Here is an 18,198-nt window from a genome sequence, read left to right as displayed (position 1 = left end):
AATGACACTGGAATTCTTTATCGGCCACATCAATTACTGGCTGTTCATCGTGCTGATGATGACCGGATTTTACATCGTGGTCTCTGCGGGCAATCTGGTGAAAAAGGTCGTCGGGCTGAACATCTTTCAGGTGGCGGTTTTCATGCTTTATATCTCTATTGGTAAGGTCACGGGCGGCACTGCGCCAATCTTCCCGACTGACATGATGGGCAAGATCAAAGCCGACCCCGAGATCGTCTATTCCAACCCGCTGCCCCACGTTCTGATCCTGACCGCGATTGTTGTGGGCATTGCCACCACGTCGCTGGCGCTGGCGCTGATCGTGCGTATCCGGGAAGCCTATAACACGATTGAGGAAGACGATATTCTAGAGATCGACGCCAGAACCGCCCGCGCCGAGAACATCATCCACGGTGAAGCCATGGGGGGGCGCGCGTAATGGCCACTGCGTCCGAGACCCCGCATATCGCGCTGACCCTGCGGGACCATCTGCCGATTCTTCAGGTGCTGGTGCCCCTTTGCACCGCGCCCCTTATTGTGCTGCTCGGGGATCGCCGCATCGCGTGGGGGCTGGCCTTTCTTGCCGCCGTTCTGTCGCTGGTTGTGTCCTTCCTGCTGCTGATGCAGGTGATGGATGGCAGCTTTATCAGCTATCACCTTGGTGGCTGGGCGCCGCCGATCGGGATTGAATACCGGATTGATGCGGCGAATGCTTTTGTGCTGCTGCTGATCTCTTTGACGGCGACGCTGGTTTTGCCGTTCGCCTTACGATCTGTCGCGGACGAAATCCCGGCCCGCAGCCACACACTGTTTTATGCCTGTTTCACACTGGTGCTGACCGGCCTTCTTGGGGTTGTGGCCACAGGCGATGCCTTTAACGTCTTTGTGTTCCTAGAGATTTCGTCTCTGGCCACCTACGTGCTGGTGTCTCAGGGGCTTTATCGTGACAAACGTGCGCTCAGTGCAGCCTATGACTATCTGATCATGGGCACGATTGGTGCGACCTTCTTTGTGATCGGCATCGGCTTTTTGTATATGACCACCGGCACTCTTAACATGGCTGACATGGCAGAGCGACTGGTCGGGCAGGGCGACAACCGCACGGTTCAGGCGGCTTTTGCCTTTATCGTTGTGGGTATGGGGCTGAAAGTGGCGATTTATCCGCTGCATCTGTGGCTGCCCGCCGCCTATAACTATGCGCCTTCGGCTGTGACTGTGTTTCTAGCGGCGACGTCGACCAAAGCGGCCATGTATGTGTTGCTTCGGTTCATGTTCTCGGTCTTCCAGCCGGAGTTCGTCTTTGACACCAACCTGTTGTTGTGGATCCTCGCGCCATTCGCGCTGCTGGCGATGTTTGCGGCCAGCCTGATTGCGGTGTTCCAGACCAATTTCAAACGGATGCTGGCCTATAGTTCCATCGCGCAGATCGGCTATATGCTGCTTGGCATTTCGTTGTTTTCGGTCACAGGGCTCAGCGCAACGATGGTGCATCTGTTCAACCACGGCATTACCAAAGCAGCGCTGTTTATGGCTGTTGGTGCGCTGGTGCTGCGGTCCGGAAATACGTTTTACGACCGGATCGAAGGCATGGGACGGGTGATGCCACTGACCGGCGCCGCTGTGGTGTTGGGTGGTCTGTCCCTGATCGGTGTGCCCGGTACGGCGGGGTTCATTTCCAAATGGGTGCTGGTGCAAGCCGCATTCGAGGCAGACCTGTGGTGGGTCGCACTGCTGATCGTAGCCTCGTCGCTGTTGGCCGTGATTTATATGTGGCGCGTGATTGAGGTGCTTTACCTCCACACCCCGCACCCCGAAGCGATCCACAAGGAAGCGCCCCTTAGCATGGTGATCCCGATGTGGATTGCAGCAGGGGCCTGTGTGTGGTTCGGGATTGATACCAGCCTGACAATGGGCGCTGCCAATACAGCGGCAATCGGATTGATGGGCGGTACTGACGGTATGGCACTTACGCCCACGGTGGGCGGACTTCTTGGAACGGGGCATTAGGGTAGGAACATGGACACGAACACGCTCATCTTTCTGGCCTTGCTGCTGCCTGTGTTGGCGATGTTTGGCAATATGGCTTTTGCCAAACAAGACAACCTGCGGGACGGGTTTACCTTTGTCTGCGCCGTTCTGACTTTCGGCGCGGTGCTGGGTGTTCTTGCCAATCTGGGCAACAGCACATCCCAAGAAATCGTTCTGTTGGAAATGCTGCCCGGCCTGCAAATCGCGCTTCAGGTCGAACCGCTTGGGCTGATGTTTGCGCTGGTGGCCTCTGGCCTGTGGATCGTGACGCACATCTACGGCCTTGGCTACATGCGCGGCAACAACGAGAAACACCACGCCCGTTTTTTCGCCTGCTTTTCGGTCGCAATTTCTGCGGCGATCGGCATTGCCTTTTCCGCGAACCTGCTGACGCTGTTCCTGTTCTACGAGGTGCTGACCGTTTCTACCTATCCACTGGTGGCCCATAAAGGCACGCCCGAGGCGATCCGCGGCGCGCGCACCTATCTTGGCGTGTTGATCGGCACATCCATCGCGCTGTTCCTGACGGCGATCATCTGGACCTATACGCTGGCCGGAACGCTAGACTTTGTGCCCGGTGGCATCCTGCAAGGCAAAGTCGAGGGTCTGCTGGTGCCGATCCTGCTAGGTCTGTTTGCCTTTGGTATCGGCAAAGCGGCCCTGATGCCGTTCCACCGCTGGCTGCCCGCTGCGATGGTGGCACCCACGCCAGTGTCCGCACTGCTGCACGCGGTGGCGGTTGTGAAGGCGGGTGTGTTCACCATGCTGAAGGTGGGCGTTTACACCTTCGGGATCGACTTTCTGGCCGATACGGGTGCGTCTGACTGGCTGATGTGGATTGCGGCCTATACCATTCTGGCCAGCTCTATTGTCGCCTATCAGCAGGACAATCTGAAACGGCGTCTGGCCTATTCGACGGTCTCCCAGCTGAGCTATGTGACGCTTGGTCTGGCGCTGGCGACGCAGATGGGCGTCATGGGCGGAGCCCTTCAGATCGCCATGCACGCGATGGGCAAGATCACCCTGTTTATGTGCGCCGGTGCGATCTATGTGGCCACCCACAAAAGCAACATCAGCCAGATGAAAGGCTTGGGGCGCAGTATGCCGTTCACCTATATCGCCTTCCTGATCGGCGCGCTGTCGATCATCGGCCTGCCGCCCCTTGGCGGGAGTTGGTCAAAATGGTTGCTGATGGTGGGGGCCGCAGATGCGGATCACCAGATCATGATCGGCGTTCTGATGGCGTCCTCTTTGCTCAGCCTAAGCTACCTGCTGCCTGTTGTGGCACAAGGCTTCTTCAGTTCCTCGCCCGACAATCCTTATAACGGGATCAAGGAAGCCCCCGCTTTCTGCTATATTCCCCCCGTCTTCACGGCCATCGGTTGCGTGATCCTGTTCCTTTACGCAGGCACATTGGTGGAATTCCTCACGCCCATGCTTGGAGTGCCCCAATGAGCAAACACAAAGATTTTGAAACAGACATCCCGCGTGCTGATGATACTGACCTGACCTATGCCAAACGGTTGGAACAGGAAGGCCAGCGGGAGATTTACATCCGCAAGGCCCTGCGCGCCCATTTCGATATGACCATCGAAGAGGTGATCGAAACCTGCGCCAGCCTGAACCGTGCCCGAGGGTATGAACTGAACGTGCTGCGCTCCCGCTTTCCGGCGCTGACCGAAGCGCGTTTCGCTTATAAAATCGCCCAGACCCTGACGATCCCCAAGGACGAAGCACGGGGCTGGGCCAAAAAGATCATTGCCGCAGAGGACAAAGGGTAACTATGTCTGATCAACAGCAAACCGAGCCTGCCGCCCCGGACGCTGCCAGCGACGGGGTACACCACTCTCCCCACAGCGGGCGGGAGGACACCTCCGGCACTCCGGCGTTGGGGCGTGTCTTCACTGCGCTATCCGCGCCCAAAGCGGCCAAAACGCTGTTTTACGCTTTGGTTGTGCTGTGTGTCGGGCTGTTCCTCGCGGATTTCTTCTACAAAAAATACACCTATGTCGCTGTTGAAAACATCCCCGGTTTCTATGCGCTTTACGGATTTATCATCACAGCCGGACTGGTGCTGCTGGCAAAAATCTGGGGCAACTGGGTTCGCCGCCCCGAGGATTACTACGCTCCGAATGATGTAGACGCCGAAGCCTTTCCCCAAGACGAACTGGACGAGGAGCACCAAAATGGTTGAAGCCTTCCCCATTGCTTTTCTGTTCTTCGCCGGTGCCGCATTGCTGGCGCTGCTGCCCAAAGGGGCGTTGCGGGCAGGGGTGTTGCTGCTGGTTCCGCTGGTCGCGCTTTACCTGATCTGGAACCTGCCAGAGGGCAATCTGTTTTCGGCGCAACTGCTGAATGTGGAACTGGAACTGATGCGGGTGGATCGTCTGTCCCGCATCTTCGCAATCATCTTCTGTATCGCGGCCTTTCTGGCCAATCTCTATGCGTTGCACGTTAAAGACACCGTGCAGCAGGTGGCTGCGCTGGCCTATTCCGGTTCTGCCATCGGCGCAGTGTTTGCCGGTGATCTGATCGCGCTGTTCCTGTTCTGGGAAGGCACGGCAATCACGTCGGTCTTTCTGATCTGGGCCCGCCGCACCGAAGGGGCGCTTGCCACGGGGATGCGTTATCTGATTATTCAGGTGTCGTCGGGCGTGATGCTGCTGGCGGGGACCGTGCTGATCTGGCAGGAAAGCGGCTCTTTCACCTTTGAAGCGATGACACTTGGCAGTCTTGGAACTTGGCTGCTGTTGCTGTCCTTCGGGGTCAAAGCGGCCTTTCCGCTAATGGGCAACTGGTTGTCCGATGCCTACCCAGCGGCCACTGTGACAGGGACGGTCATCCTGTCCGCGTTTACCACGAAACTGGCGATCTATGCGCTGGCGCGGGGGTTTCCGGGCACCGAACTGCTGATCTATGTGGGCGCGGTGATGACGCTGCTGCCGACACTTTATGCGGTGCTGGAAAACGATTTGCGGCGGGTGCTCGCTTATTCTCTGAACATCCAGCTTGGGTTTATGATTGTTGGTGTAGGCATCGGGACAGAGCTGTCGCTGAACGGCACCGTGGCCCATGCGTTTGCCGGTATCCTTTATAAGGCACTGCTGTTTATGGGCGTCGGCGCGGTCCTGTTCCGCACCGGAACCGCCAAAGCCTCTGATCTTGGCGGGCTGCACAGAACCATGCCACTGACGATGATCTTCATCGCGATCGGCGGCATGTCTATCGCAGCCTTCCCGTGGTTCTCAGGCTTTATTTCCAAGTCGCTGATCCTTTCGGCAGCGTCCCACGACGGGTATTACATCATTTGGGCCGTGCTGCTGCTTGCCTCCGCGGTGACGTTGCATCACTCCGGCCTGAAAATTCTGCACAACGTGTTCTTTGGCCGCGACAGCGGGTTGCGCCCGAAAGAGGCTCCGGTGCAGATGTTGCTGGCGATGGGGATCACCGCTGCGCTGTGCATCGCGCTCGGGATTTTTCCTTCGATGCTTTATGAGTTGCTGCCGTTCGATGTGGATTATGCGCCATACACGCTGACGCATATCGTGACCCAGTTCCAGCTTCTGGCGTTCGCATTGCTGTCCTACGTAGTTCTGGTGAAAACCGGACTCTATCCGACTATGACGCGTAATGTTTACCTTGATACGGACTGGAGTTATCGCCGTATGGCGCCGGCAATCATCGGCTATGCGGCCTTGATGATCGGGCGGATCTGGACCGGTATCACTCGCTTTGCCCTGCGTCAGCTCACCGATGTTGCTACAGGACTTTACAAAACCCACGGACCGGAAGGGCGCATTGCGCGGGTCTGGCCAACAGGGTCAATGGTGTTGTGGGTGGCTGTGCTGCTGGCCGCAGCGCTGTTGGTGAACTTCCTCTAAGGCGCAACAGCTGGTTTGTATTCTGTAAGAAACGGGGCGGGTCGATCCGCCCCGTTTTGCATCAGACCCAAGCCGCCCAGAGCAGACCAGCCAGCAACGAGCCGGTAAAGCCGAACGCGATATATGCGCCAAAAACCTTGGGCTTCACAATCGCCCAGACCGCAATGGCAGCAGGGATGCAGCTGACCGATCCGGCCATCATAAAGCTCATGGCGGCACCCTGGCTCATGCCTTGTTCGATCAAGCCGCCCACCAAAGGTGCCGCGGCATAGCCGTTCAGATAGGCCGGTCCGCCAACCAATGCGCCCAGCAGGATCGGTCCGAAACCTTCCCCGCCAAGGATGTTGGCGATCCATTCAGCAGGCACATAGCGCACCATCACAGCCTCTACCGTATAAGCTAGCGTTAACCATTTCAGCAGGAACACCAGATTGTTGCCCGCAGTGGTTTTGAACTGGGCCAAACGGTCAGAGTCTTGCCAGAAGCTCCAGACCGGTTTGCCCGTGAAGGGATTGGCACTGCACCCGCAGCCGCCCCCTTGGGCGTCAGGGCGCAGAGGGTCGGTAAACAGGGCAGTGCGGCTGAACGCCATCACGACAAAGCCCCCGAACAGACCGAAACCAACCGCCGCAATCGTCTTGGCGATGGCAAAATCCACCCCAAGCGCCGCGCTGGTTATAATGAACATCGGCGGGTCCATGATCGGCGAGGCGAGCCAGAACGCCATCACCGCCGCCAGCGGCACACCCATCGCAAGAAGGGCCGCCACAAAGGGAATAACCTCGCAAGAGCAAAACGGTGCGATCCCCCCGACAAGGGCCGCAAGAACCACCATACGGGCAGGGCTGCCCTTAAAGGCCTGCGCGACAATGCCCTCGGCACCCGTTGCTTTGAGGTATGCCACCATGAACACCGCGAACAGGATGAACGGGGCCGTGCCCAGCACTGACGTTACCGTATCTTGCCCTACACCCGGCAGATCACTCGGCACAAGAACCGCCACTGCGGCAAAGATCAGGGCAATGGCAATCCAGGCTTTGTCCGGTTTGTAGCGCTGCCAGAAATCGGGGTTTGTGATCGATTCGCTCATCTTAACGGTCCTCTTGGCTGGCGTTATGCGCATCGGGATTATTTGCATCCGCACAACAGTTTTTCAGAATGAAGTTCGAAAGAGAGCGGGTCATATCGTAGGCCACAGAGGAACAAATCACGCTGCGCCCCTGTTTCGCCTGTTCCACCAACCCCGCATGCACCAGAAAGCGCAGGTGGTGGTTCAGTGTTGATCCGGGAACGCCCGTGCGTTTGCCAAGCTCGCCCATCGACAGCCCTTCAGGACCGGCCCGCACAAGGGTCTGCAATACGCCAAGGCGCTGTTCCGATCCAAGCGCTGCGAAAGCCTGCGCCGCATCTTCGATACTAATGTCTTTTTCGATTCCATGTGTCATGGGGTTATATTTCTAGATGTATCGAAATTAATCAACCATTATTTCAATAATGCTAGAAATATAGATTTCACGGCTAAACTTTGCCTCAGGCCAATTCCCTGTTAAATGCCCACAGATGACCAATTTTGAGGACCATATCCAAAAGATCCGCGCCTGCCGCATATGTGCAGAGCGATTCTCGCTCACAAGGACCAACCACCGTCCGCGACCCGTTGTCTGGCTGTCCCAAAGCGCGCAGATAATGGTGGTGGGGCAGGCCCCCGGTGCGCGGGTCCATGCGTCGGGCCGCCCCTTCACCGATGCGTCTGGTGATCGTCTGCGCCAGTGGATGGGAATTGATGAAGACACCTTTTACGATCAAGACAGGATTGCGATCTTTCCGATGGCCTTCTGCTTTCCGGGATATGATGCCAAGGGCTCTGACCTTCCACCACCAAAAGTCTGCGCTGATCACTGGCGGGCGGATACTCTGGCCCTGATGCCGCAGATCAAGCTGACACTGTTAATCGGCGGATATGCACAAAAGTGGCATTTAGGAACGAAATCCATGACGGAAACGGTCAAAAACTGGCAGAAATACGACCCCGACATTATACCATTGCCACACCCGAGCTGGCGCAATACCAGTTGGCTTAAGAAGAACCTCTGGTTCGAATCCGACCTGATCCCCCACCTGCGCCAACGCGTAACGGAGCTTTTATGACCCTTCTTGATACCGCCCACGCCGCTATGGAAGCTGCGCCGGATGATACCGCGAAACGCATGGCCTTTTATGAACGTGTGGCTGACAGCGAGCTGTTTTTGGTGCTGGAAACCGAGCCCGTCGCCGACCGCATCACCCCCGCCGTTTTCGAAGTGGACGGCGCACGATACGCGCTGGTGTTCGATACCGAAGAGCGCATGGGGGAGTTCACCCAATCGGTCACGCCGTTTCTGGCGATGGCGGGCCGCCAGATCACTGCGCTGCTGGCGGGGCAGGGCATCGGTCTTGGATTGAACCTCGCGGTCGCACCCTCGTCGATGCTGCTGCCTGACACTGCGGTGGACTGGCTGAACGAAACACTTGGCAGCGGGCCGGAAGCGCAAGAAGCAACGCCGAGCGCGATTTACCCGCCGGGCCAGCTTCCCGAAACACTGGTCACAGCGCTTGATACCAAGCTGGCGAGCATGGCCGGGCTGGCGAAATTCGCCTATCTCGCCCAAATCGAATATGAAAACCGGCCGCGCAGCCATGTCATGGCCTTCATCGACGCAATCCCCGAAGCCCAAAGCGCAATCGCTTCGGCCATATCCGAGGCGCTGACTTTCTCAGGGATAGAGGCCGGAACGCTCGACGTTGTGTTCCTGAGCGCGCAAAACCCGCTGAGCGGAGCGCTGGCGAAACACGGGTTACGGTTCGACCTGCCCGAGCCGGAACAGGCCAAATCCCGCACCATAGAGGCACCCGGCTCGAACCCCGACAAACCACCGATCCTGAGATAAGTCAGTGGCCTCCGGCGGGAGTACTATCGGAACATTGAAACCGCTCTTCTTGGGCAAATATCCTCAGGGGGTGTAGGGGCAGACTGCCCCCGCCGACGGATCAATACTTTAGCGTTGGATCTATCAAGTAAAGCGCTTCTTTGCCCTCTTCGACGCGCGCGATGTTTTCTGCGACGATGTCTGCTGCGGTTGTAGCGCGGGTTTCGGACGCGACATGGGGTGTGACCAGCACATTCGGGTGATGCCAGTAGGGATGCTCTGCAGGGAGCGGTTCGGTATGGAACACATCAAGGGTAGCGCCTGAGATCTTGGAGCTGTTTAACGCTGCAAGAAGCGCGTCATCGTCGATCAACTGACCCCGGCCCGGATTGATGATCGCTGCGCCGTCTTTCATCTGCGCAATCGTTTCTTTGTTGATCAGCCCTTCGGTCGCGGGCGTATTGGGCAGAAGCGTTACGATAATATCGGCCTGTGCGAGGGTTTGTTCCAGACCCTCGACACCCGCGTAGCAGGGGAATGGTGCCCCTTCTTTTTGGGTCCGGCTCCAGCCGATCACATTAAAGCCGTATCCGTGCGCAACTTTGGCGCAAGCCATGCCCAGAGCACCGATGCCAAGGATCGCGACTGTGCGGTCCGCTGGCAGTGGGGGTGCCCAGTCGGTCAGCCAAGCGCCCGGTTTGGCGTTGGAGAAACGGTCGACCTCCAAATGGTGGCGCATGATATGGCCAAAGACGTAATCGACCATTCCCTGGGTCATGCCCGGATCGACCATACGTGCCATAGGCTGGGTCAGTGTCTTGTTCTTCAACAGCTTATCAGGTCCGGCCCACAGGCTTTGGATCAGCTTGAGGTTCGTGTAAACGCTCAGGTCGTCGTCCTCCCGTGCTGGCGCGTAAACCAGATAGTCTACGGTCTCGGGGGCGTCTGTGCGATCGGTCAGATTGACCTTAAGGCCTTTCGCAGCAAAAGCAGCTTCCAGCGGGGCGCGGTACACGGGCCACTGTGCGGCGCGTGCGGAGAAGAGGATGTTAATCATGGAAGGGCCTTATCTTGATCGATGGACATGGGCACTTTGTACCAGTCCGAAAGCGATCAGCAAGACCATCATCGCAGAGCCGCCATAGCTGACCAACGGCAACGGCACGCCGACAACAGGCGCCAGCCCCATGACCATCGACATGTTCACCGCGAAGTAGAAAAAGAAGGTCGTGCCAACCCCGATCGTTACAAGCGAGCCGTATCGATCCCTGTTTGACAGAGCAGAGACATAACAGAAGATCAGGATCAGCCCGTAGAGCGCCAGTAGTACGATACCGCCGACAAAGCCGAACTCCTCGCCCAATGTGGTGAAGATAAAATCGGTGTGTTTTTCTGGCAGAAAGTTCAGCCTTTGCTGGGTGCCTTGCATGAAGCCGCGCCCTGTCAATCCGCCCGACCCGAGCGCAATCTTGGACTGGGTGATGTGATAGCCCGATCCAAGCGGATCGGAGGAGGGATCGATGAAGGTCTCAATCCGCTTATACTGATAGTCCTTAAGCATCTGGTATTCAGTGTCTTTTGATGCGAACACCCCTGTGACCAGCAAAACGATAGAGAGGATCGCGATACCGAAATACCAGAAACTGACCCCCGCAATGAACATGACAATCGCACCGCCTGCCATGATCAGAAGCGCTGTGCCAAGGTCCGGCTGGCCAAGTACAAGAAAGGTTGGCAGCAGGATCAACAGGATCGGCAAGGCGACCCAAAACGGTCTGGAGACGCGGCGCTCGTCCAGCCAGTCATAATAAAGCGCGAGCACCATCACCACGGCCACTTTCATCAACTCGGAAGGTTGCAAGGTCATGAATTTCAGGTCGATCCAGCGCTGCGCCCCGCCGCGGGTTTCACCGATGTAAGGGACCGCCACCAACAACCCGATCCCAAGGATGTAGGCGAAGGCACTGATTTCACGCCAGAAGTTGATCGGGATAAAGGCCATGAAGATCATCACACCCATGCCGAGCGCAAAGCGGATGATCTGGGGCTGGGCCCAGCGTTCGATATCGCCGCCCGACACGGAATACAGCATCAGAAATCCGGTGCAGGCCACGGCTGTCAGCAACAGGGCCAACGGCCAGTTGAAGTAGAGCACTTTGGACAGGCCGGTGGGAATTGTGCGGATATTCTGTTCGAGATAGCTCATGCTTTGTCGTCCGGGCGCTCCCGTCCGGCGCGCACGTCAGTGGGCAGGGAGCGGTAGTCCATGTCCTCGGACAGTTCGAGCGCCTCGAGCATGATGTCCTTTGCAATTGGGGCTGCGACCGACGAGCCACCGCCGCCGTGTTCCACCACAACCGAGATTGAAAAACGCGGGTTGTCAGCAGGGGCATAGGCCACAAACAACGCGTGGTCGCGACGCTCCCACGGCAGATCGCTGTTACGGATCACGCCGCGCGCCCGCTCTTCCTTGGTGATAAAGCGGACCTGACTGGTGCCGGTTTTACCTGCCATGTCCCAGCCCTCCTTGCGAATACGGGAGCGACCGGCAGTGCCGCCACGTTCGTTCACCACGCCGTACATGCCCTTACGCACCACATCGAGATGTTCCGGATCAATATCAAGCGGCTCGCGACCTTTGACGGGATGGGGGCGGTTGTCGATGGCATTCACGAGACGCGGCGAAATCTTGGTGCCAGAGGCAATCCGCGCCGTCATCACCGCAAGCTGCATCGGCGAGGCGAGCACAAAACCCTGACCGATCGAAGCGTTCAGTGTGTCCCCGATCACCCAATCCGCATCCCTGCGCCGTTTTTTCCAGTCCTTCGTCGGGGCAAGACCTTCGCGTACAGCAGGCAGTTCCAGTTCATGCTCAACGCCGATGCCCAGTTCCTTGGCCATCGCGGAAATATTCTCAATCCCGACCTCCTGACAGACTTCGTAGTAGTAGACATCACAGGATTTTTTAAGGCTGTCGTGCATGTCAACTTTGCCATGCCCGCCGCGCCGCCAACAGTGAAAACGCCGGTTGTGCAGTTCGAGATAACCGCCGCAATAGACCTTGTCGTCTGGCTTGACGAACCCGCCTTTCAACGCGGCGAGGGCTGTTACCATTTTGAAGGTAGAACCGGGGGGATAGGTGCCGGTGACCGTCTTGTTCAACATCGGCTTGTAAGTGTCGGTATTTAGCGCATTCCAGTCGGTGGTGGAGATCCCGCGCACGAATTTATTAGGATCAAAACTCGGCGCGGAGGCGAGCGCAACAATATCGCCGTTGCGCACATCCATCACCACAGCAGCAGCACTTTCCTTGCCAAGCCGCTCCATCGCATAGCGTTGCAGCCGGTTGTCGATGGTCAGTTGCACATTGGCGCCGGGCTGGCTTTCCTCGCGGCCGAGCACACGCATCACGCGGCCGATGGAGTTCACCTCGATCCGTTTAACGCCCGATTTGCCACGCAGCGGTTTTTCGATACGTCGCTCGATGCCGTTCTTGCCGATTTGGAAGCGGGGTATCAACAGCAGCGGATCATCATCGTCCGTTTGGCTGAGATCATAATCGGATACGGGGCCGACAAATCCTAAAATGTGTGCAAAATCATCGGCTTGCGGGTAAATTCTATAGTGGCCAAGCTCCGGTGTGATACCGGGCAATGCAGGGGCATTCGCGCTGACGGCGGCGATATGCTCCCAGTCGAGATCTTCCGCCACAGTGACAGGCACGAAACCGCGCCGCTTGCTCATCTCTTCCAGCGCACTGGCAATGTCTTCTTCGGTGATCGGGATGATGGTGGCAAGGCGGCGCAGAACGGTTTCGGGATCGCCCGACTGTTCGCGCACCATATCAATCTTGTAGTTAGGCTCGTTATAGGCGAGCGGCTTTCCAAGGCGATCAAACACAAGGCCGCGCACAGGGGGGATCAGGCGTATGTTGACGCGGTTTTCCTCGGCGAGCAGGCGGAACGACTGGTTTTGCTCCACCGCGATCCTGCGCATCTGAACCCCGAGCGTGCCAATAACACCCGCCTGCAATCCGGCAAGCAGGATCGTGCGGCGTGTCAGCATCTGGCGCAGGCGACCGGGTTTGGCTGGGCGTCTCATAGTCTTTTCCCCCAAGCATCCAACTCCCCCGGGCGGGGGCGCTGGAAGCCGAAACCGAATTTCATCACCCCTATAATAACAGGATAGAGCGCGATGGTGAAAACCATTAGATAGAACTGCTCTACAAATCTTGGTGTATGGGTCAGGGTCAGCAGTAAAATGATCTGTTGCAGGATGGTGATGATGAAGAAGATCGTCCCCATCCACAGCCATTCCAGACCAAAACTATACTCGCGAAACGCCTGAATGTTAGAGCGCACAACTTCCGAGCCGAGCACGATAAGCAGGGTGAACAAGCCAAGAGGCGCAAGGGTGAGGATGTCACGGAAGAAAAACACCAGAAATACCGCCCAAACCGGCGCCCATTCAGGCTTGCGAACCACATAAGCCATTGTAATGCAGTAAAGAATATCAGGACCGGGCAGGGCGCCCGCGCTTAGATCAAAGGGGACGATGGACCACAGGATGATGGCAAAACCCGCCCCGATATAGAGCGAGCGTCGGGCGTACAAATGTACCAGTGATACGTCATCCATCGTTGCCCACGCTCACCTGTCCGGGCAGGGTTGGGCCGACAAGACGACCGGGTTCAGAGATCGGTGCAGAGGGCAGATGGCGGATCACGCGCAGGAATTCCAGCCGGCGGTAATCCGCTGCCAGTTTCACCCGCAACCGCCCGTCACCGCTCAGAAATACGGTGCCCGCCAACAAGCCGGGGGGAAAAACGCCCCCGTCGCCCGTTGTTACCACCCTGTCACCGGCGCGGACCTGATCGACGCCGTCGATGAATTCAAGCGGTGGCAGGGGCGTGTTGTCTCCCGCCAGAATAGCCTTCTGGCCCGAGGGCGTGACCTCAACCGGAATGCGGCTGGAACTGTCGGTCAGGAACAACACACGAGAAGAGTTTTTGCCTACACCGGAAATCCGCCCCACAAGGCCAAGCCCGTCCATCGCAGCCCAGCCATCGACCACACCGTCATGGCGCCCGATGTTTATCAGCGCACTTTGCCGGAAGGGGCTGCCGCTGTCGGTCAGGACCACGCCAGTCGTATAGGTCAGTTTAGGGTTCAGTTTGACGTTGTTCAGATCCAGCAGCTTCGCGTTCTTTTGCTCCAACTGGATGGCGGCCTCTTTCCAGGCTTTCATCTGTTGCAATTCGCGGCGAAGCTCTTGATTTTGCTGGTATATCCGTGAATAGGCTTGAAAGTCAGAGACCATGTTGGACATATGCGCAACAGGGGCGAACACCCATTCAAGGTTTGGCACCACACGATCAATCATCGCCATGCGAAAGCGTTCGGCGCGAGGATTGTCGATGCGCCAGATCATGAAAATCGCCACCAGAAAAACCAGCAGGACAGAGATCAACACGCGCCTTACGACGCGGCGAAAGTAGACCTCGCTGTCATTTTGATGAGCCATTTACATCCGTCACAGGCATTAGCTGTCGAAATCGATAACATGAATCAGCTGTTTTTCATATTCCAGCGACTTACCGGTGCCAAGCGCCACGCAGTTGAGGCTCTCATCCGCAACGGAGATCGCCAGACCGGTCTGTTCGCGCAGGGCAAGATCCAGTTCACCCAGCAAAGCGCCGCCCCCCGTAAGCATCACTCCGCGGTCCACAATGTCAGCCGCCAGATCGGGTGGCGTGCTTTCAAGGGCGGTCATCACCGCTTCGCAAATTTGCTGAACCGGCTCGGCCAGCGCGTCCGCGACTTGGGCTTGGGTGATCTCGGTCTCTTTTGGCACACCGTTCAACAGGTCACGCCCGCGAATTTCCAGCGACGTGCCGCGCCCGTCTTCGGGCATACGGGCTGTACCGATGGTGGTCTTGATCCGCTCGGCGGTGCTTTCCCCGATCAGCAGGTTCTGCTGGCGGCGCAGATAGCTGATGATGGCTTCGTCCATCCGGTCCCCACCCACGCGCACGGACCGCGCGTAAACAATGTCACCCAGCGACAGAACCGCAACCTCGGTGGTCCCGCCACCTATATCGACAACCATGCTGCCAGTCGGGTCGGTGATCGGCATACCTGCACCAATCGCGGCGGCAATCGGTTCGGCGATCAAACCGGCCTTGCGTGCCCCTGCAGACAGAACTGACTGGCGGATCGCGCGTTTTTCCACTGGCGTGGCCCCGAAAGGCACACAGACAATCACGCGGGGTTTGGTCAGGGTAGAGCGTTTGTGAACCTTGCGGATGAAGTGTTTGATCATCTCTTCGGCCACGTCAAAGTCGGCAATCACACCATCCCGCATCGGGCGGATTGCTTCGATTGAACCCGGCGTGCGGCCCAGCATCAGCTTGGCATCCTCGCCAACCGCAAGGACCCGTTTAACACCGTCCTTGATGTGATATGCAACAACGGAAGGTTCGTTCAGAACAATGCCTTTGCCTTTGACATAGACCAGCGTATTTGCCGTGCCCAAGTCGATCGCCATATCTACAGAAAATAATCCCTGAAGTTTTCCAAACATGCTTTGCCGCCTTTGCTTGCACGAAGTGGTACCGTGACAAAACACGGTGCAGAAGGCCTGTTTATAGCGAGGTCTGCCGCGCGGGGTAAAGGCAGCGCTGTCGAAAAATAGGCGTTATCGCGCCAAGAATAGGGGGCGCTCGGCCATTCTTTCACTTAATACTTGCACATAACGAACAACGGGCAGATTTTTGGAACCTGCCCGTTGATTATTCCAAGAATCAGGCTGTAGCCGCCGGTGCCGTCTTTTCACGCCGCACGAGCAGCTTGTTCAACGCGTTCACATAGGCCCGCGCACTGGCTACAACGGTATCTGTGTCGGCGGATTGACCGACCACGATCTTGCCAGCTTCCTCCATCCGCACAGACACCGTTGCCTGCGCATCAGTGCCTTCAGTTACGGCGTGCACATTATACAATTGCAGTGTCGCGCTGTGGGGGAACAGCTGTTTCACCGCGTTAAAAGAGGCATCTACAGGACCGTCTCCTGTGGCCGAAACGCTGTGGTCTTCACCGTCGATAGTCAGGGTCAGATCGGCCTGCTGTGGACCGTCTGTCCCACAAACAACCCGCAAGGATTTCACCTGCACACGATCATTGGCCGCATTGGTGCCCTCGTCGTTCATCAGCGCGAGCAAGTCGTCGTCGTAAACTTCTTTCTTGCGGTCGGCCAAAGCCTTGAAGCGGACAAACACGTCTTTCAACTGATTGTCGCCCAGCTCATACCCGAGGTCTTTCAACTTGGCACGCAATGCCGCGCGACCCGAATGTTTGCCAAGCACGATGTTGGTTTCAGACAAGCCCACATCTTCGGGACGCATGATCTCAAAGGTCTCGGCGTTCTTCAACATCCCGTCCTGATGAATGCCGCTTTCATGGGCAAAGGCGTTCTTGCCGACGATGGCTTTATTATATTGCACCTGAAATCCGCTGACGGTGGCAACACGGCGGCTGATATTCATGATCTTGGTGGTGTCGATATCGGTGCGATATGGCATGATGTCGTTGCGCACTTTCAAAGCCATGACCACTTCTTCCAACGCCGTATTACCGGCCCGTTCGCCCAAGCCGTTGATGGTACATTCCACCTGACGCGCACCAGCCTCTACCGCTGCGAGGGAGTTCGCAGTCGCCATGCCCAGATCGTTATGGCAGTGGGTCGCAAAGATGATGTCATCTGCGCCCGGAACTTTTTCCAGCAACATCCGGATCAACTCGGCGCTTTCACGGGGGGCGGTGTAGCCCACAGTGTCAGGGATATTGATCGTGGTCGCGCCAGCCTTGATCGCAACTTCGACCACACGACACAGGTAATCCTCTTCCGTGCGTGTCGCATCCATCGGGGACCACTGGATATTGTCACAGAGGTTGCGGGCATGGGTCACGGTCTGGTGAATCCGTTCTACCATTTCGTCCTGATTGAGGTTCGGAATAGCGCGGTGCAGGGGGGACGTGCCGATAAAAGTATGAATGCGTGGCTGTTTGGCATGCTTCACGGCCTCCCAGCAGCGATCAATATCGCGCGTATCCGCACGGGACAGGCCACAAATCACGGCATTTTGGGAACGAGCGGCGATTTCGCTGACCGCGTTAAAATCCCCCTCGCTGGCGATCGGGAAACCGGCCTCGATGATGTCGACACCCATTTCGTCAAGCAACTGGGCAATCTCCAGCTTTTCATCATGGCTCATCGTGGCGCCGGGGGATTGTTCCCCGTCACGCAAAGTGGTGTCAAAAATCAAGACGCGGTCTTGTTTTGCTGTATCGGTCATATCTGTATCTCTTTAATTTAACTTAGCTTTTCGGGTTCATTCCAGCGCGGATTTCACTCTCCCCTGAGCGCACGCGCCGGACCCCGACACGCTCAGAGGCGGCTAAGTAGTAGAAGCGCAGCAGCAGTGGCACCAAAAGTGGTGGCAATATTAGGGGTATGTGTCTGCGTTATCATGCAGCCTTTATACGCAGATTTGATCCGGTGAAAAGATAAAAAACGCGCGCGGTTTCAGGCTGCGCTATGAATTTCATCACAGCGGCATGACTGCGCCTGGCAATTTGGGCGCCATTACAAAAACCGCAACAACCTGCGATCCTGAACGTCAAGACTATCCCCGGTCCGAAAGTGGAAAACCTGCCCGTGGTCCTTAAACACCCCGGAATGGTAGCAGCGGCGGCGGCGACCTTGGGTAAAGGGACGCAGTCAGGGGGCTTAGGGAGGGACTAGCGAATCTCTGCTCTCTCCTTCTGGTCATGCCCTGGAATATGAACCCTGCTGCCATCGGGGCCGCGCAAGGTCGATGCAGCCGACTGGTTCCTTGATTTCGTGTGAAACCGTCGCGCGGTCATCTCAAATTCATCGGGCCGCACCGCCCTTCGTTTTCGTGACGCGATGATGCCCAAGAACCGTTCCGCCTGAAGAACGTCTAGTCTGAAAAAGTCCCGCTGCATGCCAGCGTTCATCACCCTCTTGAATTCCGAATCGTGCAAGGTAGTGACTCCGAAAGGCCAGCTTTTAAATTTCCGATCCGAACACCGCATAACTGCGCGAATCTTAATCTCCTTGTGCATTCTATGGCAGATGATCCGTTCCATCGTGGCATCGACATCGGCGATCTCCCCCTCAAGCACTTGAAAAATCCGTTGCCTGTCAAGGAATAGAAAGCTGGTGATGCCGGATTCAATATTTCGGCGCAGGCATTTCTTTTGCAGCGTAAGCAATGCCAACGGTCCGAACCGTCCTGTGATCCGGCTTTCGTAGTGTAACCGTTTCAACATCCGTTGCCCCTTCGTGCGGTATTCTTTTCT

Annotated in this window: 18 protein-coding genes; 8 read left to right on the top strand and 10 right to left on the bottom strand. The window is 57.1% G+C overall.

Annotation, left to right across the window (positions count from 1 at the left end):
• The first annotated feature begins 1 nt into the window (after position 1).
• The 6 genes from IEX10_RS12155 to IEX10_RS12130 are packed head-to-tail and all read left to right on the top strand — an operon-like array spanning position 2 to position 5,909.
• The gene (locus IEX10_RS12155) at positions 2-439 is read left to right on the top strand and encodes a cation:proton antiporter subunit C (protein ID WP_188675566.1); all 438 of its coding nucleotides are present in this window, start codon (positions 2-4) and stop codon (positions 437-439) included.
• Complete coding sequence (locus IEX10_RS12150; protein WP_188675563.1) at positions 439-2,007, top strand: monovalent cation/H+ antiporter subunit D family protein; 1,569 nt, start codon at positions 439-441, stop codon at positions 2,005-2,007. Before IEX10_RS12155 ends, IEX10_RS12150 begins: the two co-directional genes overlap by 1 nt.
• A gap of 9 nt (positions 2,008-2,016) precedes the next feature.
• The gene (locus IEX10_RS12145) at positions 2,017-3,483 is read left to right on the top strand and encodes a proton-conducting transporter transmembrane domain-containing protein (protein WP_188675560.1); all 1,467 of its coding nucleotides are present in this window, start codon (positions 2,017-2,019) and stop codon (positions 3,481-3,483) included.
• Positions 3,480-3,809: a hypothetical protein gene (locus tag IEX10_RS12140; RefSeq protein WP_188675546.1), complete on the top strand. Its 330-nt coding sequence runs from the start codon at positions 3,480-3,482 to the stop codon at positions 3,807-3,809. The genes IEX10_RS12145 and IEX10_RS12140 overlap by 4 nt, the downstream gene beginning before the upstream one ends.
• A gap of 2 nt (positions 3,810-3,811) precedes the next feature.
• A complete protein-coding gene (locus IEX10_RS12135) occupies positions 3,812-4,222 on the top strand; it encodes a hypothetical protein (protein WP_188675543.1) in 411 nt (136 codons plus the stop codon).
• Positions 4,215-5,909: a Na(+)/H(+) antiporter subunit D gene (locus IEX10_RS12130; RefSeq protein ID WP_188675540.1), complete on the top strand. Its 1,695-nt coding sequence runs from the start codon at positions 4,215-4,217 to the stop codon at positions 5,907-5,909. Before IEX10_RS12135 ends, IEX10_RS12130 begins: the two co-directional genes overlap by 8 nt.
• A gap of 61 nt (positions 5,910-5,970) precedes the next feature.
• Here the strand turns inward: IEX10_RS12130 and IEX10_RS12125 are convergent, their stop codons facing one another.
• Together IEX10_RS12125 and IEX10_RS12120 are read right to left on the bottom strand one after the other, a co-directional pair.
• Positions 5,971-6,999 carry a permease gene (locus IEX10_RS12125; protein ID WP_188675537.1) on the bottom strand — a complete coding sequence of 343 codons (1,029 nt, stop codon included), beginning with the start codon at positions 6,997-6,999 and terminating at the stop codon, positions 5,971-5,973.
• A gap of 1 nt (position 7,000) precedes the next feature.
• Entirely contained in the window at positions 7,001-7,354 is a 354-nt protein-coding gene (locus tag IEX10_RS12120) for an ArsR/SmtB family transcription factor (protein WP_188675534.1), read from the bottom strand.
• 115 nt (positions 7,355-7,469) lie between these two features.
• Between IEX10_RS12120 and IEX10_RS12115 the strand changes: the two genes are divergently transcribed.
• The gene (locus tag IEX10_RS12115) at positions 7,470-8,057 is read left to right on the top strand and encodes a uracil-DNA glycosylase family protein (RefSeq protein ID WP_188675531.1); all 588 of its coding nucleotides are present in this window, start codon (positions 7,470-7,472) and stop codon (positions 8,055-8,057) included.
• On the top strand, positions 8,054-8,836 hold the full coding sequence (locus IEX10_RS12110) for an SseB family protein (RefSeq protein WP_188675526.1): 783 nt from the start codon (positions 8,054-8,056) through the stop codon (positions 8,834-8,836). Before IEX10_RS12115 ends, IEX10_RS12110 begins: the two co-directional genes overlap by 4 nt.
• Positions 8,837-8,936: 100 nt before the next feature.
• On the opposite strand, the gene IEX10_RS12105 is transcribed toward IEX10_RS12110, so the two are convergent.
• The 8 genes from IEX10_RS12105 to IEX10_RS12070 form a co-directional block, all read right to left on the bottom strand.
• Positions 8,937-9,872: a 2-hydroxyacid dehydrogenase gene (locus IEX10_RS12105; protein WP_188675523.1), complete on the bottom strand. Its 936-nt coding sequence runs from the start codon at positions 9,870-9,872 to the stop codon at positions 8,937-8,939.
• Between the two features lie 9 nt (positions 9,873-9,881).
• A complete protein-coding gene (gene rodA, locus IEX10_RS12100) occupies positions 9,882-11,021 on the bottom strand; it encodes a rod shape-determining protein RodA (RefSeq protein ID WP_188675518.1) in 1,140 nt (379 codons plus the stop codon).
• Positions 11,018-12,916, bottom strand: a complete 1,899-nt coding sequence (gene mrdA, locus IEX10_RS12095) for a penicillin-binding protein 2 (RefSeq protein ID WP_188675516.1) — start codon at positions 12,914-12,916, stop codon at positions 11,018-11,020. The genes rodA and mrdA overlap by 4 nt, the downstream gene beginning before the upstream one ends.
• Positions 12,913-13,452: a hypothetical protein gene (locus tag IEX10_RS12090; protein ID WP_188675513.1), complete on the bottom strand. Its 540-nt coding sequence runs from the start codon at positions 13,450-13,452 to the stop codon at positions 12,913-12,915. Before IEX10_RS12090 ends, mrdA begins: the two co-directional genes overlap by 4 nt.
• Positions 13,445-14,338, bottom strand: coding sequence for a rod shape-determining protein MreC (gene mreC / locus IEX10_RS12085; protein ID WP_188675510.1), 894 nt, complete (start codon positions 14,336-14,338; stop codon positions 13,445-13,447). The genes IEX10_RS12090 and mreC overlap by 8 nt, the downstream gene beginning before the upstream one ends.
• 18 nt (positions 14,339-14,356) lie before the next feature.
• Positions 14,357-15,397, bottom strand: coding sequence for a rod shape-determining protein (locus IEX10_RS12080; RefSeq protein WP_188675507.1), 1,041 nt, complete (start codon positions 15,395-15,397; stop codon positions 14,357-14,359).
• 220 nt (positions 15,398-15,617) lie between these two features.
• A complete protein-coding gene (locus IEX10_RS12075; protein ID WP_188675505.1) occupies positions 15,618-17,168 on the bottom strand; it encodes a 2-isopropylmalate synthase in 1,551 nt (516 codons plus the stop codon).
• A 445-nt stretch (positions 17,169-17,613) separates the two neighbouring features.
• A complete protein-coding gene (locus IEX10_RS12070; protein ID WP_188675502.1) occupies positions 17,614-18,168 on the bottom strand; it encodes a BLUF domain-containing protein in 555 nt (184 codons plus the stop codon).
• Positions 18,169-18,198: the final 30 nt, after the last annotated feature.

Source organism: Neptunicoccus cionae, from assembly GCF_014643735.1.
Taxonomy (GTDB): domain Bacteria; phylum Pseudomonadota; class Alphaproteobacteria; order Rhodobacterales; family Rhodobacteraceae; genus Amylibacter; species Amylibacter cionae.
Note: the sequence above shows the minus strand (reverse complement) of the source record. Positions and strands in the feature narration are given on the sequence as shown.